We start from the raw sequence: 21,095 nt of genomic DNA on the forward strand, positions 1-21,095 counted from the left end.
GAGAAACGCTCGCTTCAGTCAGCCGGCGTGCTCGATAGCGCGGATAGCACCACGCAGCTCAGCTAGGCCGCGCAGCCGGCCGATCGCGGTGTAGCCGGGATTGGTGCGCTTGGTTGCCGCGAGATCGTCGAGCATGCGGTGGCCATGATCGGGCCGGAACACGATCTGATTTTCCGCCGAACGCTTTCGGTTCTCCGCCAGCAACGCCTTGAGCACCGCGATCATATCGACGTCGCCGTCGAGATGATCGGACTCGAAAAACGACAGGCCGTCGCCTTCCCGCCTGGTCGCGCGCAGATGCGCAAAGCCGATCCGCGGCGCAAAGCGTTTGGCCATCGCCGGAAGATCGTTTTCCGCGCGCACGCCGAGCGAGCCGGTGCAGAAGCAGATGCCGTTGGCCTTCGAGGGCACGGCATCGAACAGCGCCTGGTAATCTTCCGCCGACGAGGCGATGCGCGGCAGGCCGAACAGCGGCCGCGGCGGATCATCCGGATGCAGCGTCAGCATCACCCCAAGCTGCTCGGCGACCGGCGTCACGCGCGCGAGGAATTCGCTGAGGTGCCGGCGCAGCACCGTGGAATCGATGCCGCGATACTGCTGCAAGCGGTCGCGGAATTGCGGGATCGTCAGCGGATCAGTGGTGGAGCCCGGCAGCGCACTCGCAATGTTGGTGACGAGGATATCGATATCGGCCTGCGTCATCCGCGAATAGACCTCTTTGGCACGACGCCGCGCAGCCTCGGAATATTCCGCCGGCGCTTCCGGCCGCTCCAGGATATGCAGATCGAACGCCGCGAACCGTTCCTGGTCGAAGCGCATGGCCTTGGCGCCGTTCGGCAGTTCCCATTCAAGATCGGTGCGGCACCAGTCGACGACCGGCATGAAGTTGTAGCAGATGATCTTGATGCCGGCGGAAGCCACCGCCTCGAGGCTCGCGATCCAGGCCTCGATGGATCGGGTCGCGCTACCCCCGAGCCGCTTGACGTCATCGGGGATCGGGATCGACTCCACTACCGACCAGGCCAGCGGCGAACGCCCGGGCTGCGAGTTCTCGATCAGGTTTTTGCGCTCTTCGACCGCTGCGCGCGTCCAGGCCTCGCCGATCGGCACCTGATGCAGCGCCGTCACCACGTCGGTCGCGCCGGCCTGGCGGATATCGTCGAGCGACACTGGATCGTTGGGCCCGTACCACCGCCATCCCTGCAGCATCATGGGCGATCTCCTGAAACGAAAATTGCAATCACGCCGTCAGCACGACCTTGACGCTTTGCGAACGGTCGAGCGCTAGCCGAACCGCGTCGGGTGCCACTGAAAGCGGGCGCTCCGCCGTCACCAGCGAAAGCACGTCGACGCTGCCATCGGCGATCAGCTCGACCGCGGTGAAGAATTCCATCCCGAAGCGGAACGAGCCGCGGAGGTCGATCTCCTTGGCCATCACCGCATTCGCCGGCACCGGGATCTGCCCGCCCGGCAGATTGCCGATCTGGACCACGACGCCGCCGCGCCTAACGGCGCCGATGGCGCTGGCAAGGCCCGCGGCCGTTCCCGAAACTTCAAACGCGACATCGAACGGACGCGTCGCGGCTTCCGCCTTCAGCGCCTCCTCGCCGCCGGAGATATCGACGACATGGTTGGCGCCAAGCCTTGTCGCGAAGGCCAGCGGCGCCGCCGCGATGTCGACGACGGTGGCCTCCGCGATCCCTGCGCGCTGCGCCGCCAGCATGGTCAAGAGACCGATGGGGCCAGCGCCGAACAGTACCGCGCGCTTACCGGTAACATCGCCAGCGCGGGCGACCGCATGCAGGCACACCGCGAGCGGTTCGGCCAAGGCGGCCGCCTGATACGTCACGTGATCGGGAATCTTCACGCATTGCGCCGGGATGGCGTCGAAGTAGGACGCAAAGCCGCCTTGCATATGCGGGGTCTTCGAGGCCGATCCCATGAAGAAGATGTTCTCACAGAGATTGGGCCGGTTCTCGCGGCACGGCTTGCAGTGGCCGCACCAGCGCGACGGATTGAGGGCGACCCGGTCGCCGACCTTCACATCGGGAGCGGAGCCCGCGATCTCCACGACTTCGCCCGCGATCTCGTGGCCGAGCACCAGCGGTGAGGTCACCACGAAATCACCAGTGCGGGCATGGCGATAGTAATGCATGTCGGAGCCGCAAATGCCGCCGGCGCCGAAACGAATCCGCACCATGCCGGACGCCAGGGGATCGAGCGGCCGCTCGACCATGCGCAGATCTTCCGGGCCGAACAGCGTTGCGGCCAAAGCCATCGATGTCATTTTGAGAGTCCCATATATTTCGGTAGCCAGAGCGTCAGCTCCGGGATGTAGGTGATGGCGACGAGCGCCAATAGCAGCGGCACCAGCCACGGCAGGATCGCCATGGTCGTGCGCTCGACGGACAGTTTCGCCACGCGCGCAAGCACGAACAGCACCATGCCGAGCGGCGGGTGTAAGAGGCCGATCATCAGGTTCAGCGTCATGATCAGGCCGAAATGAATGGGGTCGATGCCCAGTTTCAGAACGATCGGCAGCAGGATCGGAACCAGAATGGTGATCGCGGCAATGGTGTCGATGAAGCAGCCGACGAACAGGATCAGGATGTTGGCCAGCAGCAGGAACACCCATTTGTTCTGGGTGATCCCGAGTATCGCATCCGTCAGCGTCTGCGCCGCCTGCGACACGGTCAGCAGCCACGCGAAGATCGAAGCGGCGGTGACGATGAACAGCACCGACGCGGTGGTCTCGATGGTGTCGAACGTCGCTTTCGCCACCGTTTGCAGCGTCATCGAGCGGTAACGCACGAGACCGAGGAACAGCGACCAGATCACCGCGGCAACCGCGGCCTCCGTCGGCGTGAACCAGCCGAGCGTCATGCCGCCGATCAGGATGACGGGGGCCATCAGCGCCATCACGGCGGAGAAGTCGAAATACCAGTCGAGCGCCAGCAGCGCCACGAGACCGATGCCAACCGCCATATTCACCGACATCCCGCCGACGACCAAGAGCCAGACCACCAGCGGGAATGCCAGGACGATGAAGATTTCGAGGGCGGCCGACCCGATCTGCGGCCAGGAGAACGGGGTATCGCTGCCCCAGCCGTTCTTGTGGGCGAAATAGGCCACCGTCGCCATCATCGCCAACGTCATGACGACGCCGGGAATGACGCCGCCGAGGAACAGCGCGCCGATCGAGACGTTCGCCATCATGCCGTAGATCACGAACGGCAATGACGGCGGGATGATCGGCCCGAGCGTGGCGGACGCCGCGGTGACGCCGACGGCGAACTCGGTGGAGTAGCCATGATCCTTCATCGCCTTGATCTCGATGGTGCCGAGCCCAGCGGCGTCCGCGATCGCAGTGCCGGACATGCCCGAGAAGATCACGGAGCCAACGATATTGACGTGGCCGAGGCCGCCGCGCATCCAGCCCACCAGTGCGACCGCGAATTTGTAGATGCGCCCCGTGACGCCCGCGATGTTCATGAGATTGCCGGCCAGGATGAAAAACGGCACGGCCAGCAGCGGAAAGCTCTCGACGCCGGCGATCATGCGCTGCGCCAGCGTCACGTCAGGCGTAATGCCGGTGACGAGAATATAGACCAGCGACGACACCGCCATGGCCAGCGCGACCGGCAGGCCGATCAGCATCAGCAGCAAAAATCCCCCAAGCAGCAGTAGCATCGCCCTAACCTTCCGTTCCGTCGAAGGCGCCCGGGCGCTCCAGGATCGAGTAGCCGCGCCGCCAGTTCTCGACCGCGATCTGGACCGAGCGCGCAAACATCAGCGCGAAGCCGAGCAGCACGGCGTAATACACAAAACCCTTTTGAAACTTGATCGTGGTCATCCGCTCGTCGCCGATGATCTGGATGAATTGCCAGACCAGCTTGATCGCATAGCCGAAGAACGCGATCCGGATCAGGTCGATCACGGTCGACAGCGCGCGCGCCGGCAAATGCGGCAAGTAACGGAACAGAAGATCGACCTGGATGTGCCGCGACAGCCGCACGCACATCGCCGAGCCGATGAAGACCACGCCGATCAGGCAATATGTCGCAATTTCCTCGGTCCAGGCGTAGCTGTCATTGAGGACATAGCGGGTGAAGAACTGCAGGAACACCGACAGCGCCATGACCCAGAAGATCGCGAGCGCCAGCCAGTCCTCGGGCGCGTATCCGCGGAGATCAGCGCCCTTGGGGACTTCGTCCTCAAACGTATGGGCGATCTCGTCCGCCGTGATCTGCTTGTGCACTTCAACCGTCGACATGCGCCCTCCCGAACTGGCGTCTGAGAAGCTACGCCCGTGCCCGCCGCAAAAATCGCCACAGGCACGGACGAAAGCTCTAGCCGTTTACTTCACCGCCTGGATGCGTTCCCAGTCGGCCTTGCGGTAGTCGAAGCTCTCGAAGCTCGTGGTCTTGAGGACGGTGTCGCGGAACTCGGACTTGTTGACCTCGGTTACCGTCAGGCCCTTCTGCTTGAAGAAATCGACCAGCTTGGCTTCGTTGGTCTTGATCTCGGCGGTCGCCTTCGCGGCCGCCTCCTGTGCGACGTCGGTGAAGATCTTGCGGTCTTCCTCAGACAACTTTTTCCAGAGCGCGCCGGAGACCACGGTGTTGAGATGATCGACGATGTGGCCGGTCAGCACGATGTGCTTCTGCACTTCGTAGAATTTCTTGGCCTCTATGGTCGTGAGCGGATTTTCCTGGGCTTCCACGGTGCCGTTCTGCAGGGCGAGATAGACCTCGGCAAACGCGATCGGTGCGGTATTGGCGCCGCAGGCGCGCGGCATCGCGAGATAGGCCGGCACGTCAGGCACGCGAATCTTGAGGCCCTTCATGTCGGCGCAGGTCTTGATCGGCTTGTTCGACGAGGTGTGACGCACACCGTAGTAAGTCACCGCCACGATGCGATGGCCGCTCTTGTCCTCGTAGCCCTTCGTAAGCTCCTTGAAGACGTCGCTCTTGGTATAGGCCAGCAGATGATCCGCGTCGCGGAAGGTGTAGGGATAGTAGGTCACGCCGATCGGCGGAAAGCTCTTGGCCGCGAAGCTCGAGCCGGAAATGATCATATCAACCGAGCCCAGCGCGAGGCCCTGGTTGATGTCGGTTTCCTTGCCGAGCTGCGAGGCCGGATAGACGTCGATCTGGTAACGCCCATTGGTGCGCTTGTTGATTTCGCCCGCGGCCCAGACTGAAGCAGTGTGGAACGGCTCCGACGTTTCGTAAACATGGGCCCATTTGAGCTTGGTCTGCGCCATGCCCGACGTGGTCGCGGCCAACAGCGCAGCAGACGCCGCGAATGCAATCGTCAATTTCTTGAACACGTGAATTCCTCCCTTGCTAAATTTGCTTTTGTTACCCAATCGGCCCGGCATTTCGCCGAACCGTTCGAATTCTTGCTTGCTCAGCCGCTCCTTGCGCGGACGCTTGACGCGGACGAGGCTTCGGTCCCGAAATTTTGCGCAAAGCGGGCCTGCGAACGCGCCAGGTGTTCGCGCATCGTCACGCGGGCCCCGTCGGCATCATGCGCGGCGATGGCATCGCGGATCGCGTGGTGCTCGGCCAGCGCCGCATTCCAGGATTCCGGATTCTCGAAATAATGCGCGAGCTTGGCGAAGTAGGGGTTGAGCCGCTGGTCGAACAACTCGCCGACCACACGGACCAGCACGGCGTTGTCGAGACATCCGGCCACCGCTACATGAAACGCCCGGTCATGGATCATCGAAGCTTCGCCGGGATGCTGCACGGTGGCCATCGCTTCCAGCGAAGCGTCGATGCGCGCGATATCCTCAGGCGTCGCCACCCGCGCGGCCTGTTCGGCTATGGCGCCTTCGAGGAATTCGCGCGCGCGCAGCAGTTCGAACGGGCCTTCGATCTCGGCCGCCGCCGGCAAGGGCGGCGCAAGCGCCGCCGGTTCGCTGACATAAATTCCGGAGCCGACGCGGATCCGGACCCGGCCCTCGACTTCGAGCGCGATCAGCGCTTCGCGCACCGTCGGCCGCGACACCTTCAACTGCTCGGCAAGATCGCGTTCAGTGGGAAGCCGGCTGCCCACGCAGTATTCGCCGCTGTCGATCAAGGCGCGTAGCTGATCGGCAACCTGGCGATAAAGGCGTCGCGCTTCCACGGCTTCGAGCGGCACGCTCGGCTCTCCCTGACGATCCCTGGGCGAATCGATTTTTCTTGCTTTGATCGGGCCAAGGCCGATAAATCGGCAAATTGGCCTTACCAATTGACCAAAGATTGATAGATCGAGCCTTTCATGTCAAGCGATCCGGCAAAAATCCCGGTTTCCGGCCCAAAAGACGGCGATTTCCGCCTCTCGGATGCCAACCTTCATCGGCTTCCCGGCCATGTCCGGCGGCCGGTCTATGACCGCTCGCGCGTCACGCCGGGCATCGTCCATCTCGGAATCGGCGCATTCCACCGGGCACACCAGGCGGTGGTGATCGACGACCTCCTTGCAGGTGGCGCGACGGACTGGGGAATCGTCGGGGCCAGCCTGCGCAGTTCGGAAACGCGCGATGCCCTCGCCCCGCAGGATTGCCTCTACACCCTCGCCGTTCGCTCCGGCGCGGGCACCGATCACCGGATCATCGGCTCGGTCCTCGCATGCGAAGTCGCCAAGGAGAGACCCGCCCCTCTGATCGCGCGCCTCGCTCACCCGGCCACGCGCATCGTCTCGCTGACGGTCACCGAGAAGGGCTACTGCCACACGCCGCAAACCGGCGACCTCGACGAAAATCATCCCGACATCGTTCATGACCTGCAGAATCCGGGCACGCCGCGCTCGGCCATCGGATTCCTGGTGGCTGCGCTGGCGCGCCGGCGGATTGCAGGCGCAGCCCCCTTCACCGTTCTGTCGTGCGACAATCTCTCCGCCAACGGCCATACGGTGGGGCGGATCGTGACGCAGTTCGCCGCCTTGCGGTCGCGCAACCTCGCCAAATGGATTGAGACCGAGGTCGCCTTCCCTTCGACAATGGTGGACCGGATCGTGCCGGAGACCACCGACCTCGACCGATCAGAGGTTTCCTCCGCGCTCGGCATGACCGACGCGTGGCCGGTGGTGACGGAGCCATTCACGCAATGGATCGTTGAAGATCGCTTTCCAGCCGGACGGCCGGATTTCGCGGCCGCAGGCGTGCAAATGGTCTCGGATGTGACGCCGTTCGAGCACATGAAACTACGGCTGCTAAATGCCAGTCACTCGGCGCTGGCCTATCTCGGCTATCTCGCCGGCTATGAGACCATCGCCGCGGCCGTGACCGATCTTCGCTTTGCGGCGCTTGCTCGACAAGTAATGCAGGACGCTGCGCCGACGCTTACGATGCCTGAAGGCACAGACCTCGCCGCCTATAGTGCGTCGCTGCTGAAGCGCTTTTCCAATGCCGCCCTGCATCACCGTACCTGGCAGATCGCGATGGACGGCTCGCAGAAACTGCCGCAGCGGCTGCTCGCCACCATGCAGGACCGGTTGCGGCTGGGCCTTTCGATCGACACGCATGCGCTCGCGGTAGCGGGCTGGATGCGTTACGTCACCGCAAAGGACGAACAGGGACGCGCCATCGACGTGCGCGATCCGCTCGCCAGGGAACTGGCTGATATCGCCGAGCGCGCCGGCCCGTTCGCGGAGCGCCTTGCGCCCGCGCTGCTTGAGGTGAACTCTATTTTCGGCAACCTCGGCAGCGATCCTCGCATGCGCAACGCCGTCACCGAGGCGCTCTCAAAACTCTATGCCCTGGGTGCACGACAGACGGTGCAGACGTTTCAGCCAGCATGACTGGTAGGTCAGAACCACCTGGTGGCAAGGCCCCGCGACCGCCGTTCATTTCGGAAATTCAGCAGGCTACGGAGACAACAACGTCCTGGTGAGTTGGTGATCGGGATCGGCGAGCCCGTCGATGACATCGAAATGATGCCGGCCGGGTTCTTCGATCACGCAGGTTTTCGCGCCGAGCCCGGTCCAGATGTTGGCGAGGAGCGCGTTCTGGCGGACGAATTCCGGGCGCTCGGCGCTGCCGACCCAGCACGTCACGCGTGCATTCTGCATCGGCTCGAGCAATGCGGGGCTTTCCACGCGCGCCTCGGCCTCGTCGATCCGGAGGTCCGTATTCATGGCGGCCTTCATCAGCGGACGAAGGTCATGAACGCCGGAAATGGAGACGGTGTGGCTGATGCGCGCCCGGACATCGTCCGGGAGCGGCGACGTCGCCGAAATCATGCGTGTCACCAGATGCCCGCCGGCGGAATGCCCGGTCAGAAAAAGCGGGCCCTCGACCATCGCGGCGGCGCGCGCGACGGCCGCGGCAATTTCGCACGTGATTTCGGCGATGCGCACGGCCGGGCACAGTGTGTAGGAGGGCATCGCCACCGCATAGCCGCTTTCAACCGATCCGCGCGCGAGATGCGACCAAAAGCTCTTGTCGAGCGCCTTCCAAAATCCGCCATGGACGAAGACGACCAGGCCCTTTGGCCGGCCTTCCGGGCTAAAAAGATCGAAGCGGTTTCGTGCCCGCTCGCCATAACAGACGTCGAGCGTCGCGCGGCCGCTGCCCTGGAGTGCATCGCGATAGGCCTGCGCGGGCTGCACCCACGCGGCCGGCCAGCGTTCGCCGCTCGGAATGTTCGGAGCATTCGCATAGGCGTCGCTCCAGTCGGAAATCTGATGAAAAATCACGCGGTTCGGCTTCCGTTCGATTCTTTGGGCCGGGCGATGTCCGGTCAATGCCCGCAGGCAGCCAGTCTATACCGAGAAGCGCGCCCTGCGCCCATAAATTTCAAGCTTGAAATAATCGATGTCCATGCGAATAATTCCAGGGGGCGCGACCAGGGAAAGACATGACCGATTTCACGCGAACAAAATCCCGGTTCGCCATCCCGGATGGCGTGATCTATCTGGACGGCAATTCGCTCGGTCCCCTGCCCGTTGCAGCCGCCGATCGCGTCGGCCGCATGATATCGGAGGAATGGGGCAAGCACCTCATCAAGGGCTGGAACGTCGCCGGGTGGATGACGCAGCCGCGGCGTATCGGCGACCGCATCGGCCGATTGATCGGCGCTGCCGAAGGAACGGTGGTGGTGGGCGATACGCTGTCCATCAAGGTCTACCAGGCGCTGGCCTCCGCGCTCGAACTCAATCCGTCGCGGCGCGTGATCTTGTCGGACACCGGCAACTTTCCTTCCGATCTCTACATCGCCAGCGGTCTGCTTGAATCGCTCGACCGTGGCTACGAGTTGAAGGTCGTGGCCCCCGAAGACGTCGAAGCCGCCATCGACGAGACGATCGCGGTGCTGATGCTGACCGAGGTCGACTATCGCACCGGCCGGTTGCACGACATGCGCGCACTGACGCGCAGGGCGCATGCCGCCGGTGCGTTGACAGTCTGGGATCTGGCGCATTCCGCCGGCGCTATTCCGGTCGAGTTGGAAGGTGCCGAAGCCGATTTCGCAGTCGGCTGCACCTACAAATATCTCAATGCTGGCCCTGGCGCGCCAGCCTTCATCTATGTAGCGCCGAAGCACGCCGATACGGCGCGGCCGGCGCTTTCCGGATGGATGGGTCATCACGCGCCCTTTGCCTTTGACCTCGACTATCGGGCCGGGCCGGGCATTGAGCGCATGCGGGTTGGTACGCCCCCGATCATTGCGATGGCCGCGCTCGACGCCGCCCTCGACGTCTGGGACGGCGTCAGCATGACCGACGTGCGCCATGCATCGATCGCGCTCGCCGACCTGTTCATCCGCGAAATCGAAGCACGTTGTCCCGAGCTGACGCTGGCTTCGCCGCGGGACGGAAAGCTGCGCGGCAGCCAGGTTTCGTTTCGTCACCCGGATGGCTACGCGATCATGCAGGCGCTGATCGCGCGCGACGTGATCGGCGACTTCCGCGCGCCGGACATGATGCGCTTCGGCTTTACGCCGCTCTACATCGGAGAAGCCGAGGTTCGCGCCGCAATCGAAATCATCGCCGACGTCTTGACCAATCGCCGCTGGGATACCGCGGATTACCGCAAAAAGGCGCTCGTGACATGACTGGCAAGCCCGACGACTCCTCGCGTGAGGGAGCCCAGATATCATTCGAAGGGCGCATGTCCTACAGCGATTATCTGCATCTGGAACGCTTGCTGGACGCGCAAGAGCCGCTCTCGGGGGCGCATGACGAACTGCTGTTCATCATCCAGCACCAGACCTCCGAACTCTGGATGAAGCTCGCCATCCACGAAATCCGTTCCGCCATCAAGGCGATCCGCCACGACCAGTTGCAGCCCGCCTTCAAGATGCTGTCGCGCGTCGCCCGGATCTTCGAGCAGCTCAATACCGCCTGGGACGTGTTGCGGACGATGACACCCAGCGAATACACCGAGTTTCGCGATCAGCTCGGGCAGTCCTCGGGTTTCCAGTCGTACCAGTACCGCGCGATCGAGTTCCTAGCCGGCAATCGCAATTTAGCGCTGCTTGGCCCGCACGCCCACCGCGCCGACATCATGGCAAAGCTCGAGGAAATTCTCGCGGAGCCGGGCCTCTATGACGAGGCGGTGCTGTTACTGGCGCGCAATGGTTTTGACATCGGCGAAGACGCACACCGAACCGACTGGCGCGTCAAGCGCACGCCAAACGACGAGGTTTTGGAGGCCTGGAAGACCGTCTATGCGTCGCCGGCGAAACACTGGATGCTCTACGAGCTTGCGGAAAAGCTGGTCGATTTCGAGGACTATTTCCGCCGCTGGCGCTTCAACCACGTCACGACGGTCGAGCGCATCATCGGCCTGAAGCGCGGAACCGGTGGCACGTCGGGCGTCTCCTACTTGCGCAAGATGCTCGAGGTCGAACTTTTTCCGGAACTCTGGAAGCTGAGAACAGAGCTCTAAGAGACCGTTTGAAAACGGGGTGGAGGTTTGAGGCGGCCCATGATTCAAGCTTTCTGATGTGGACAGCAGCGAATCGGGCCCGGATGGCCGCCGGTGTTGGGGGCACCTCAAGCGTCCGTAGTTAGACTACGGCGACACCTTGGAGATTGGAAACATGGCGCTCAAGCGGATGGACAACGTAGGAATCGTCGTCGAAGACCTCGGAGGGACGATTGATTTCTTTCGCGAACTCGGCCTCGAGCTCGAAGGGCGGACCACGATCGAAGGAGAATGGGCCGGACGTGTCACTGGACTGGGCGATCAGCGTGTCGAGATTGCCATGATGCGCACGCCGGACGGCCACAGCCGGCTCGAGCTCTCCCGCTTCCTCACGCCGCCTGTCGTCGCAGATCACCGGAACGCCCCGGTCAACGCTCTGGGCTACCTCCGCGTCATGTTCGCCGTGGACGACATCGACGAGACGCTTGTAAGGCTCCGCACGCGCGGTGCGCAGCTCGTAGGCGAAGTAGTCCAGTATAAAGACGCGTATCGGCTTTGCTACATCCGTGGGCCTGAGGGGCTTCTCATCGGACTAGCCCAGGAACTCAGCTGAGCGCAATACGAAGACAAAGGGCGAAGCGTGACCAATGTCAGCGAGCGCGTCCGAGGCCGACTCGCCTGCCCGCCAACGCCGCCGTCAGCAGCCTAAGACGACACCCGACAAGCGGGTTTTAGCGCGGCACCACTGCGGTAGCTTCGATCTCGACGCGGGCGGCTTTCTCGACCAGACGCACTACCTGAACCAGCGCCATCGCCGGATAATGCGCACCAAAAATCTCGCGATAGGCGCGGCCGAGTTCTTTCAGGCTGACGAGATATTCCTCGATGTCAACGACATACCAGGTCAAACGCACCAGATGTTCGGGCCTGGCGCCGCCCTCGGCAAGAATTTCGGAAATGTTGGAGAGCGTCTGACGCACCTGCGCGACGAAGTCCGGCGCCAGATGCCCTTGCGTATCCCAACCGATCACGCCGCCGGTCACCACAAGACGGCCATCGGCGGCCATGCCGTTGGCATAGCCCTTTGGCATCGGCCAGCCGCTCGGCTGCAGCACTTGCGGGCCGGACGACGGGGTGTCGGTCTCCACGTCAGGAGTTTTGGGGTGAGGCACCACCGTCAAGGTGGGGCCTTTAGGCGCGGTCACCGGCTGTTCTCCTTCGTGCAATTCAAAGCATTCACTCCGCGGCGACATCAGGCGATGACGCAGTTCCGGCCGCAGCCATCTGCCTCAGCGCAAAGCGCCTCAGCTTGCCGGTCTCGGTCTTCGGCAGTTGCGCGACATATTCGATCGCACGCGGATATTTGTACGGCGCAATGGTCTGCTTGACATGATCCTGCAACGCCTGCGTCAGCGCGGCGTCGCCCATGGCGCCACCCGCCAGGACCACATAGGCCTTGACGATCATGCCGCGCGCCTCGTCGGGCGCGCCGACCACGCCGCATTCGGCGACGGCAGGATGCGACAGCAACGCGGCTTCGACCTCGGGGCCTGCGATGTTGTAGCCGGAGGAGACGATCATGTCGTCCGAACGGGCGACAAACGACAGCCGTCCATTAGCGTCGCGGACAAAGGAGTCGCCCGTCAGGTTCCAGCCGTCGCGCACATAGTTCGACTGCCTCTTGTCGGCGAGATAGCGGCATCCGGTCGGCCCGCGCACTGCAAGCTTGCCGACGGTGCCCGCCGGCAATTCGTTCATGTTGTCATCGACGATTTTTGCCTCGTAACCCGCAACCGGGAGTCCCGTCGTTCCCGCGACGGCGTCGCCGACGCGGTTGGTGATGAAGATGTGCAGCAGTTCCGTCGAGCCGATGCCGTCGAGGATGGTCTTGCCGGTCTTGCGGGTCCAGTTTTCGAACACCGGCGCGGGCAAGGTTTCGCCGGCCGAAACCGCGATCCGCAGCGACGACAGATCGGCGCCGTTGTCCATCGCGGCCATCATCGCACGATACGCCGTCGGCGAGGTGAAGCAGATCGTCGCCTTGTAGGTCTCGATGATCCTGACCATTTCGGGCGGCGCCGCGTTTTCCAACAGCGTTGCGGTCGCGCCGAACCGCAATGGGAAGATCGCCAGTCCCCCGAGCCCGAACGTAAAGGCCAGCGGCGGCGAGCCGACGAAGACATCGTCCTCGGTGACGTCAAGGACTTCCCTGGCATAGCCATCCGCCACGATCATGAGGTCGCGATGGAAATGCATCGTCGCTTTGGGTTCGCCCGTGGTGCCCGACGTAAATCCAAGCAGGGCTACATCGTCGCGTCCCGTTTTCACGGCTTCGAACCGCACCGGCTTGTTCAGCGCTACCCGGTCGAGTTCGGCGTCATGGTTGGACGTGCCGTCGAAATTCACCACCTGCTTGAGAAAACGGCTGGTCTTCGCGCACGCAACCAGTTCATCGGCAATGCGGCTGTCGGTCAGCGCCAGCGCAATCTCGGCCTTGTCGATGATCTTGCTCAATTCGCCGGCGCGCAGCATCGGCATGGTGTTGACGACGACCGCGCCGGCCTTGGTGGCCGCAAGCCATGCCGCGACCAGCGCGGGATTGTTGCCCGAACGGATCAGGACGCGGTTGCCGGGCTTGACGCCGTAGTTCTCCACCAGCGCATGCGCGAGGCGGTTGGACCAATCGGCCAGTTCCTTGTAAGTGCGCTGGCGACCGTTGCCGATCAGCGCGATCCGGTCGCCCCAGCCTTTCTCGACAATGCGGTCAGTCAGTTCGACCGCGGCATTGAGATATTCCGGATACTGAAACTCGGGCCGGTCGAGCAGCAGGTCCGGCCATTGGTCGGACGGCGGCAGATTTCGCCGCGCAAAGTCATCGATATGGCCCGATGGGCCAAGAGACTGACCAAGGGTCCGGCTGGGTGACATTTTCATCTCCCCTCGCTTCCATCAATGAAAGGCTCGAGATCAATATCGAGGACGCCCGGCAAGCCGTCTCGCAATCATTTTAGGCTTAAAACAATTTTTCGCAAGCGTGGAATCACTGGTGGAATCGCCTCCCCGCCGCCGAGACCGGCCTGACGGCGGCAGCGCCATGGGAACCCGTCAGGCTGCGCGGTAGGCCGGCGCCGCGGCCAGGAAGCGGCCATAGGCCGCGGCATCGGGCGGGGTAAATTTCTCCACCAGCGGATTGGCCCGGCGTCCGGACACGCCGATATCGGCAAGCAACTCGTCAAAATGCTTGAAGTGATAGGGCGCCACGCACAGGCCGCCATAGACGCCGGCCGCCGGCCGCTCGACGCGCTTGAAATGCAGCATCATCTCGATGTTGTCCCGCATCTCCTTCGGCGTCGGCTGACGGGCGAGCTGGCCATCGGCGTAGCGCACCAGCCAGTTCGCCGCGAGATCCGCGCACAGCACCGTGCAGAAGCTGGAATTGAAGCCGACGAATCCCATCTCGGGCAGGTCCGGATTGGCGATCAGCCGATAGAGCCGGTATTGCCCGTCGGCATCGACCAGCTTCTCGCAGTACGCCTGCGGCAGGAACGGCACGCCCAGTTTGTAGCCGATCGCGAGCACGGCGACGTCGGCCTGGACGCGCTGCCCGCCGGTCGTCACGATCGAATTGCCGTCGTAACGCTCAAAGCTGCCGCGGATGGCCTTGATGCGGCCGTCGGCGACCATCGGAAAGAATCCTGGCGTGGCGATCGGCACCGCGCAATTGACGCCATCCTCGATCCGCTCCTTCGGCACCATGTCGCATTTGCCGAGCTTGAGTTGAACTTTCAGCAGGCTCTCCAGTCCACGCCAGTTGGCCCAGACGAGCGGTTTTGCAATCGCGTGCGCGAACCGCGACATCGCGCCGATGCCCCAGCTCCTGAACATCTCCTCCTGCGCGCGGATGTAGAGAATGCGTTTGAAATTGACCAGGCCGCCGATGAAATAGGGAATCCGCCATACCGGCTCGCGGTACACCAGCGTCACTTCGGCAGCGCCCGAATTGACGGCGTTGACCGCAATGTCTGTCGCCGACTTCGAACCGCCGAGCACGACGATCCTCCGGCCCTTGGCGATGACAGGATCGTTGTACTCCGAGGAGTGCAGGATGCGCCCGCCCTGCGCCTTGAACGATTCTTCGCCGGGCAGGCTGAGCGTCTGGGGCTCGTTGAACTGCCCCGTGCAGACAGCGACAAAATCGAAATCCTCGTGGCGGACACCGCCCTCCAGACCCCGCAGCTCGAGCCGCCAGCCGGGCGCGGAATCGGGCCGGCGATCCATCTGCACCACGGCCGTGTTGAAGCTGATGGCACCGAGAAGATCGTTGTCCTTGGCGTACTCGGTCAGATAGGCGTGGACCTGCGGGCCCTTCGGCCATTCCGGATAGGAATCCGGCATCGCCTTGTCGGTGTAACGATAGAGATCCTTCGGGCTTTGCGTTTGCACCTCGGGATAGGATCGCGCTGGTTCCCAGACGCCACCGAGGTCGCCGCTGCGTTCGACGATCGTGATCTGATGTCCGCGCGCGGCGAAGGCTTTTGCGGCAGCCAGTCCCGATACGCCCGCGCCGACGATACAAACATGTTTCTGCGTGATCATGACAATTCTCCAGCAGTGATCGGCCCCAGAACTGAGGGCTCAACGCGTTGCGACTCCGGCGCAGTTGCCCGGCGGTTGCTGAGCTATTCGTTGGCTTCGGGCGGCAGGAAGTTCACTTCATGCTGCGCGGATATCCGAACCACCTCTTCGGGATCCGTCAGATTGTGGAGCTGGTTGAACAGCGCTTCGAGCTTCTGCATCGGCGACACCCAGAACAGCGCGCGCGCCGGCTTGTCGGACTTGTTGAAGTAGCCATGCGGAATGCCGCGCGGCAGCCGCACCAGATCACCGACTTTTGCCTGCACCCAGACGCCGTCGAGCTTGAGATCGAGGGTGCCCTCCTGCACCAGGATGAATTCATCCTGCGTCGGGTGGACGTGCACCGGCACGAACTGGCCGGGTTCGCTGTTGGTTTCGAAGGCAAAGGTTGAATCGGTCACGGCTTTGGGGAAGTAGACCTGACCCAGGATGTTCCAGGTCTTGCCGCCGTAGCCCGTGCCATTGGCGGTGATGCCCTTTTCGAGTGTTGCCATGTCGCCATCTCCTGTGTCGCGGTTGGTTCTTGGTGTCGAACTCGTTCGCGCAGGCTGCGGCCCAGCGGCCCGACCGTCTAGCCAGAAAACGAATCCGTCGTCCGCGGATAGAAATTTTTCTGATTGCTGCGGCGCGGAAAGACGGCTCTTGCCTCCGGATCGGGCAGGCAAACGCCAACAAATCGCCTTTCCAATAGGGACCTGCGCCGATATTATAGGCTTCAAATAAATGCAAAGGGTCGGGCCGTGGCGAGAGCTACCAGCATTCCCCAGCATGACCCCGCCATCCGGCTGGCGGCGTTCAACCGTGTTTCGACCGATAGGGTCGACGCTGCCGCCGACGCGGTCGGGCGGATATTCTGCCCGCACGAACTGAAGCCCACCGCGCGATCATCACCCGACTTTTTTGCACTGCATAACAGCGCGGTCTTTGGCGGATTCTCCGTCAACTACGTCGCCTATGGCGGGTCGGTGTCGATCGATCCCGGCTGTCTCGAGCGCTTCTTCCTGCTGCAAATTCCCGTGCACGGTTCGGCGCGGATCCAAACGGCGGCGCGCGACATCGCAGCCGCTCCCGGCGCCAGCGCGTCGCTATTGTCGCCGACGATTCCCACCCGAATGACCTGGCAGGGCAATTGCGCCCAGCTCATTCTGCTGGTCGAGCGCCGCCTGTTGGAGCAACGGGCTGCGGCGCTGTCGGGCCGGCCAGCGGTCGCGGTCGAGTTCGAGCCCGCGGTCGATCTCTCCTCGAGAGGCGGCCGGGCGCTTCAGTCGCAAATTCTGGAGTTCGTCGATCTCGCCGAACGGCTCGGACCGCAACGGCCGCTTTCGCCGATGGCGGCGGCCAATCTGCGCGAGACACTGTTGGGTACCTTGCTTCACGGTCAGCGCCACAGCGCCAGCGACGCGATCGAGCGATTTGGCGGCCGGGCCGAAGCGCTGCCGCAGTCGCTACGGCGGGCGCGCGAATTCCTCTATACGCATGCGGAAGAGCCGCTCGATCTCGCGCAGCTTGCCGCCGCCGCAGGCACGGGTATCCGTGCGCTGCAGCTCGGCTTTCAGCGGCATTTCGAAACGTCGATCTCTGAGATGCTGCGTGATATCAGGCTCGCGCATCTCAATGTCAGATTGGCCGCCGCCTCCCCTGACGAAAGCATCACCGATATCGCATTCGAACTTGGGTTTGCGCATCTGAGCCGGATGGCAAGCGCCTACCGGGCCAAGTTCGGCGAAACTCCCTCGGCGACCCTGCGCGGGATGAATTAGCGTCCGGCCAGCTGCTTCAGCCGCAGCGTTGCCTCAGCCCGCTCGCGCCTTCGCTGACTTCTGCGCCGACGCCTTGGTCTTGGCCAGCAAACGCATCAGTTCGCGGACGTCCTTTGGCGTCAGGTCCCCGAAGACATCGGCAATCCACAATTCGTGCTCCGCCGCCATCTTGCGGAATTCGGCCCGCCCCGCCTTGGTCAGGCGGATTACCTGCACGCGGCGGTCGGCGTCCGACGTGCGGCGGTCGAGATGGCCGGATTCGACGAGGCGCTCGACCAATCCCGTAACATTGCCGTTCGAGACCATCATCCGCTTGGAGACATCTGATAGCGTCATGCCCTCCGGCACCTTGTCGAGCTGCGCCATCAGATCGAACCGCGGCAGCGTGACGTCAAAGCGTTCGCGCAAGCGGCTGCGCACCTCGCCCTCGATCAGGGTCGTGCAGGTCAGGAGACGAAGCCACAGCCTGAGTTCGTCGCCATGATGTTCCGGGAGTTCGACGGCCTTGGTCTCTGAATCGAGGATCATGATGCAAATCTTGTCCGGCTTGGGCGTTCGGCGATCCGAACAGCGCGCAGCTTGCGGATCATTGCCCAGATTTCTTTAGGTTTCAAGTAATTGGCGCATGGCTTGCATAGATGCGTTCTGCTTGCAGGTGCCGTCACCGTCAGAATAAGCTGCATCCCGAGCATTTGGTGCGACGTGGGTTTCGGCTGCAGAGGCCGAACGGAGGAATAATCATGAAGCAGTCGTTGAAGCTGACCGGACTTGCCGTTTTGCTGGGTGTTGCCGCGGAGCCAGTCGCAGCCCAGGAGAAAATCAAAATCGGCGTGATCACGACCTTGTCCGGCCCGGCGGCCGTCCTCGGCCAGCAATCGCGCGACGGCCTGCAACTCGGAATCAAGGACCTCGGCGGCAAGATGGCGGGAAAGGATGTCGAGGTCGTCGTCGTCGACGACGAACTCAAGCCCGATGGCGCCGTGACCAAGGCCAAGGGCCTGCTCGAACGCGAGAAGGTCGATTTTGTGGTCGGGCCGATCTTCTCCAACATCCTGCAGGCCATTCACCGGCCGGTGACCGAGAACAAGACGTTCCTGATCAGTCCGAACGCGGGGCCGTCGAGCTATGCCGGCAAGGAGTGCAGCCCGTTCTTCTACGTGACTTCCTACCAGAACGACCAGGTTCACGAGATCCTCGGCAAGGTCGCGCAAGATCGCGGCTACAAGCGCGTGTATGTGCTGGTGCCGAACTATCAGGCCGGAAAGGATTCGGTGGCCGGATTCAAACTCGACTACAAGGGCGAGATATCAGAGGAAAGCTACACGCCGCTGGGTACGCTGGATTTCCAGGTCGAACTGACCAAGATCGCTTCTTCCAAGGTCGATGCGCTGTTCACCTTCATGCCGGGCGGCATGGGCGTCGGCCTCGTCAAGCAATACCGGCAGGCCGGCCTCGCCGACAAGATCCCGGTGCTGTCGGCCTTCACGGTCGATGAATCCACCCTGCCCGCGCAGCAGGACGCCGCCGTCGGCATGTTCGGCGGCGCCAACTGGGCGCCGAACATGGATAATCCCCAGAACAAGAAGTTCGTCGCCGCCTACGAGGCCGCCTACAACAGCGTGCCCGGCACCTACGCCATGCAGGGCTATGATACGGCGATGCTGATCGACAGCGCGGTGAAGGCGGTGAAGGGCGACCTCAAAAACAAGGAGGCGGTATCGGCCGCGCTTCGGAAGGCCGAGTTCACTTCGCTGCGCGGCGACTTCAAGTTCAACGTCAACGGCTACCCGATCCAGAATTTTTATCTGACCAAGGTCGCCAAGCGTCCGGACGGAAAATTCCAGACCGAGATCGTCGAGAAGGTATTTTCCAACTATGGCGACCGTTACGCCAAGGATTGCACCGCGAAGTAATTTTGGAAGGGAACAGCCAATGAAGACCGAAATCGCCGGCATCACGCGCGCCAATGAAGGCATCCAGGGAATCTCCTGGAGCATCCTCGGCCAGACCTATGTGCCGAAAAACGTCTCCGAGCATTCCTTCTCATGGCATGCGACGTTTCCGCCAGAGACCTTCGTGCCGCCGCATATTCATCCGGACCAGGACGAATATCTGTACCTCCTGGAGGGCCAGCTCGACTTTTTCCTCGACGGCGCCGAGACGCAGGCGACGCCCGGCGATCTGGTGCGGCTGCCGATGGGCAAGCCGCACGGCATCTTCAACAAGTCCGGCCGCACCGCGAAGACGCTGTTCTGGGTGTCGCCGACGCGGCGGCTCTACGATTTGTTCTGGGCGATCCACAACATGAAGGAGCAGACGCCGGACGCGGTGGTGGCGCTGGCCGCCGAGCACAACATCCACTTCCTGCCGCCACCTCCGGGGGCGTGAGATTATCTTCGTAGCCCCGATAGAGCGCAGCGCAATTCGGGGCCTGCGGAATACGGCCGCCACCGTCCCGGATTGCGCGGAGCCTGTCATCGGGCGCGCATTTCGCGCGACCCGTTGGCTCCATCCGGGCTACGGGACTTTTACCGCACCGCCGCCAATCCCAACGGTGGCGGCGCAAAGCCGGCCTTGGACGCATAGCCCCGCACGATCGCCTCGCGCTGGGCGTGGCTCAGCACCTTCTCGATATCAGTAAATCCATCGGGCGCCAGTTGCTCGACCGCGTCGATCACGCCCTCGGGGCCGCCGCGGCGGTTGGCGCGCACGATCTCCGCCGTCATCGGCAGCCGCTTCTTCTCATAGGCCACCAGCGCCTGGCGCGGATGCTCGGCGCGCGCCAGTTCGTCGGCCAGCGCGCGGGCATCGAGGATCGCCTGCGAGGCGCCGTTGGAGCCAACCGGATACATCGGGTGCGCGGCGTCGCCGAGCAGCGTCACCCGGCCCCAGGTCCAGTACGGCAGCGGGTCGCGGTCGCAGCAGGGGTACTCGTAAAATTCCGACGTCGCCGAGATCAGGCTGCGCACATCGACATACGGCACCTTGAAGCGCTCGACATGCGGCATCAGTTCCTCGCGCTTGCCCGGCCGCGACCAGTCCTCGCGGCGGGGCGGCGGCACATTGCCGTCGCCGATCTTCACCATCACCGCCCAGTTGGTCAGGCGGCTCGACGGGCTCGATCCTTCCGCGATCGGATAAATCACGACCTTGGCGTTCAGCCCGCCGGCCACGATCATCGAGCGGCCGGTCAGGAAGGCCGGCCAGTCGCGCGCGCCGCGCCACAGCATCAACCCGTTCCAGCACGGCGGTCCCTCGTCCGGAAACAGCATCTCGCGTACCCGCGAATGAATGCCGTCGGCGCCGATCAGGATATCGCCGCGCGCGGTTTTGACATGGGCGCCGGTGCGGTCGAAAAAATGCGCAACCACGCCGCCCTCGTGCTGGGCGAACGCGCCGAGACGGCAGCCGGTGTGGATGGCCTCAGGGCCGAGCCGTTCCTCGACGGCGCGATGGATCACGCTCTGCAGGCGGCCGCGATGAACCGAGAATTGCGGCACGTCGTGGCCGGCGTCGAGCCCGCGCGGCTCGCGCCAGACTTCCTGGCCGTGTCGGCTGAGATAATACAGTTGATCGGTGCGAACAGCGGCGGCATCCAGCCGGTCCAGCAGCCCGAGGCCGGTCAATTCCCTGATCGCATGCGGCAACGTGTTGATGCCGACGCCAAGCTCGCGGATGCTTTCGGACTGCTCGAACAATTCGCAGTCGATGCCACGCGCCCGCAACATCAGCGCGGTGGTGAGGCCTCCGATGCCGCCTCCGACGATGATCGCCTTCATGCGCGTAACTCCACTCTCTTCTTCAACCTCGCCCCGCTTGCGGGGAGAGGGAGGGATCGAGAG

The 21,095-nt window shown here is 63.2% G+C and carries 20 protein-coding genes; 7 read left to right on the plus strand and 13 right to left on the minus strand.

Annotated elements, in window-relative coordinates; all coding sequences use genetic code 11:
- Nucleotides 1–18 precede the first annotated feature (18 nt).
- From uxuA to C7G61_RS07100, 6 genes are all read right to left on the minus strand, one after another.
- Complete coding sequence (gene uxuA, locus C7G61_RS07075; protein ID WP_190241717.1) at nucleotides 19–1,209, minus strand: mannonate dehydratase; 1,191 nt, start codon at nucleotides 1,207–1,209, stop codon at nucleotides 19–21.
- 31 nt (nucleotides 1,210–1,240) lie between these two features.
- The gene (locus C7G61_RS07080) at nucleotides 1,241–2,287 is read right to left on the minus strand and encodes an L-idonate 5-dehydrogenase (protein ID WP_108513353.1); all 1,047 of its coding nucleotides are present in this window, start codon (nucleotides 2,285–2,287) and stop codon (nucleotides 1,241–1,243) included.
- The gene (locus tag C7G61_RS07085; protein WP_108513354.1) at nucleotides 2,284–3,690 is read right to left on the minus strand and encodes a TRAP transporter large permease; all 1,407 of its coding nucleotides are present in this window, start codon (nucleotides 3,688–3,690) and stop codon (nucleotides 2,284–2,286) included. Before C7G61_RS07085 ends, C7G61_RS07080 begins: the two co-directional genes overlap by 4 nt.
- 4 nt (nucleotides 3,691–3,694) lie before the next feature.
- The gene (locus tag C7G61_RS07090) at nucleotides 3,695–4,273 is read right to left on the minus strand and encodes a TRAP transporter small permease (protein ID WP_108513355.1); all 579 of its coding nucleotides are present in this window, start codon (nucleotides 4,271–4,273) and stop codon (nucleotides 3,695–3,697) included.
- A gap of 84 nt (nucleotides 4,274–4,357) precedes the next feature.
- A complete protein-coding gene (locus tag C7G61_RS07095; protein WP_420836741.1) occupies nucleotides 4,358–5,266 on the minus strand; it encodes a sialic acid TRAP transporter substrate-binding protein SiaP in 909 nt (302 codons plus the stop codon).
- A 146-nt stretch (nucleotides 5,267–5,412) separates the two neighbouring features.
- Nucleotides 5,413–6,150: a FadR/GntR family transcriptional regulator gene (locus tag C7G61_RS07100; protein ID WP_108513357.1), complete on the minus strand. Its 738-nt coding sequence runs from the start codon at nucleotides 6,148–6,150 to the stop codon at nucleotides 5,413–5,415.
- Between the two features lie 120 nt (nucleotides 6,151–6,270).
- On the opposite strand from C7G61_RS07100, the gene C7G61_RS07105 reads away from it, so the two are divergent.
- Nucleotides 6,271–7,791, plus strand: a complete 1,521-nt coding sequence (locus C7G61_RS07105; RefSeq protein ID WP_108513358.1) for a mannitol dehydrogenase family protein — start codon at nucleotides 6,271–6,273, stop codon at nucleotides 7,789–7,791.
- A 66-nt stretch (nucleotides 7,792–7,857) separates the two neighbouring features.
- Here the strand turns inward: C7G61_RS07105 and C7G61_RS07110 are convergent, their stop codons facing one another.
- A complete protein-coding gene (locus C7G61_RS07110; RefSeq protein WP_108513359.1) occupies nucleotides 7,858–8,688 on the minus strand; it encodes an alpha/beta hydrolase in 831 nt (276 codons plus the stop codon).
- A gap of 161 nt (nucleotides 8,689–8,849) precedes the next feature.
- Here C7G61_RS07110 and kynU point away from each other — a divergent pair, with 161 nt between their 5' ends.
- The 3 genes from kynU (at nucleotide 8,850) to C7G61_RS07125 (ending at nucleotide 11,471) form a co-directional block, all read left to right on the plus strand.
- On the plus strand, nucleotides 8,850–10,043 hold the full coding sequence (gene kynU / locus C7G61_RS07115) for a kynureninase (protein WP_108513360.1): 1,194 nt from the start codon (nucleotides 8,850–8,852) through the stop codon (nucleotides 10,041–10,043).
- Nucleotides 10,040–10,879, plus strand: coding sequence for a tryptophan 2,3-dioxygenase (gene kynA, locus C7G61_RS07120; RefSeq protein ID WP_108513361.1), 840 nt, complete (start codon nucleotides 10,040–10,042; stop codon nucleotides 10,877–10,879). Before kynU ends, kynA begins: the two co-directional genes overlap by 4 nt.
- A 154-nt stretch (nucleotides 10,880–11,033) precedes the next feature.
- Entirely contained in the window at nucleotides 11,034–11,471 is a 438-nt protein-coding gene (locus tag C7G61_RS07125) for a VOC family protein (RefSeq protein WP_108513362.1), read from the plus strand.
- A 118-nt stretch (nucleotides 11,472–11,589) separates the two neighbouring features.
- Here the strand turns inward: C7G61_RS07125 and C7G61_RS07130 are convergent, their stop codons facing one another.
- The 4 genes from C7G61_RS07130 to C7G61_RS07145 form a co-directional block, all read right to left on the minus strand.
- Complete coding sequence (locus C7G61_RS07130) at nucleotides 11,590–12,063, minus strand: RidA family protein (RefSeq protein ID WP_108513483.1); 474 nt, start codon at nucleotides 12,061–12,063, stop codon at nucleotides 11,590–11,592.
- Nucleotides 12,064–12,094: 31 nt separating this feature from the next.
- Nucleotides 12,095–13,786: a benzoate-CoA ligase family protein gene (locus C7G61_RS07135; protein ID WP_108513363.1), complete on the minus strand. Its 1,692-nt coding sequence runs from the start codon at nucleotides 13,784–13,786 to the stop codon at nucleotides 12,095–12,097.
- A 177-nt stretch (nucleotides 13,787–13,963) separates the two neighbouring features.
- Complete coding sequence (locus C7G61_RS07140; protein WP_108513364.1) at nucleotides 13,964–15,454, minus strand: flavin-containing monooxygenase; 1,491 nt, start codon at nucleotides 15,452–15,454, stop codon at nucleotides 13,964–13,966.
- A gap of 83 nt (nucleotides 15,455–15,537) precedes the next feature.
- On the minus strand, nucleotides 15,538–15,987 hold the full coding sequence (locus C7G61_RS07145; RefSeq protein WP_108513365.1) for a cupin domain-containing protein: 450 nt from the start codon (nucleotides 15,985–15,987) through the stop codon (nucleotides 15,538–15,540).
- Between the two features lie 246 nt (nucleotides 15,988–16,233).
- On the opposite strand from C7G61_RS07145, the gene C7G61_RS07150 reads away from it, so the two are divergent.
- Nucleotides 16,234–17,253, plus strand: a complete 1,020-nt coding sequence (locus tag C7G61_RS07150; RefSeq protein ID WP_244608159.1) for an AraC family transcriptional regulator — start codon at nucleotides 16,234–16,236, stop codon at nucleotides 17,251–17,253.
- A 33-nt stretch (nucleotides 17,254–17,286) separates the two neighbouring features.
- Here C7G61_RS07150 and C7G61_RS07155 read toward each other — a convergent pair whose 3' ends face one another.
- Nucleotides 17,287–17,781: a MarR family winged helix-turn-helix transcriptional regulator gene (locus C7G61_RS07155; RefSeq protein WP_057833485.1), complete on the minus strand. Its 495-nt coding sequence runs from the start codon at nucleotides 17,779–17,781 to the stop codon at nucleotides 17,287–17,289.
- 212 nt (nucleotides 17,782–17,993) lie between these two features.
- On the opposite strand from C7G61_RS07155, the gene C7G61_RS07160 reads away from it, so the two are divergent.
- Complete coding sequence (locus C7G61_RS07160; RefSeq protein ID WP_190241699.1) at nucleotides 17,994–19,166, plus strand: ABC transporter substrate-binding protein; 1,173 nt, start codon at nucleotides 17,994–17,996, stop codon at nucleotides 19,164–19,166.
- A gap of 19 nt (nucleotides 19,167–19,185) precedes the next feature.
- Nucleotides 19,186–19,641: a cupin domain-containing protein gene (locus tag C7G61_RS07165; RefSeq protein ID WP_108513367.1), complete on the plus strand. Its 456-nt coding sequence runs from the start codon at nucleotides 19,186–19,188 to the stop codon at nucleotides 19,639–19,641.
- Between the two features lie 140 nt (nucleotides 19,642–19,781).
- On the opposite strand, the gene C7G61_RS07170 is transcribed toward C7G61_RS07165, so the two are convergent.
- On the minus strand, nucleotides 19,782–21,032 hold the full coding sequence (locus tag C7G61_RS07170) for a flavin-dependent oxidoreductase (RefSeq protein ID WP_108513368.1): 1,251 nt from the start codon (nucleotides 21,030–21,032) through the stop codon (nucleotides 19,782–19,784).
- Nucleotides 21,033–21,095: the final 63 nt, after the last annotated feature.

Source organism: Bradyrhizobium algeriense (genome assembly GCF_003062295.1).
Taxonomy (GTDB): Bacteria; Pseudomonadota; Alphaproteobacteria; order Rhizobiales; family Xanthobacteraceae; genus Bradyrhizobium; species Bradyrhizobium algeriense.